The 495-nt window shown below is 49.9% G+C and carries 1 protein-coding gene; it reads left to right on the top strand.

Features of this window, described 5'->3' with window-relative positions; translation table 11 throughout:
- On the top strand, positions 1–360 hold a 360-nt coding region (locus tag ACTHSP_RS21695; protein ID WP_440346969.1), incomplete at its 5' end, for an ACT domain-containing protein.
- Between the last annotated feature and the right edge of the window lie 135 nt (positions 361–495).

Raw genomic sequence — 495 nt, 5'->3', positions numbered from 1 at the left:
GCCCGCCTGATTGAAGCGGAAACTGACCATCGTGTTCCTCACTTGGCATTCCAGCCTTCACAAGTTCAAGCGCAAAATATTCTGCCTATGGATGAAATCACCAGCAGCTACTATCTGCGCGTTCAAGCAACTGACGAACCGGGCACTTTGGGTCAAATTGCCGCACTCTTGGCCAAAGAAAATGTTTCTATCGAGGCTCTGATTCAAAAAGGCGTGATTAATCAAAGCACTGCTGAAATCGTGATTCTGACCCACACCACAAGTGAACACAATATCAAACGCGCTATCGCAGCGATTGAAGCGCTAAGCTGCGTGGATGCTCCGATCACCATGATCCGCATGGAAAGCCTGCATGACTGAGCAACAAACGGAAAGGCCGTCTGAAGAGCAACTGGCGGCCAGAAAAAAAGCCAAGGCAAAAATCCGCACCATCCGCATTTGGGCATGGATTATTTTGTCTTTGCTGGCTCTGACCGCCCTGCTCTCACAATGCGC

The sequence above is a fragment of the Neisseria sp. P0001.S005 genome, from assembly GCF_051963715.1.
Note: the sequence above shows the minus strand (reverse complement) of the source record. Positions and strands in the feature narration are given on the sequence as shown.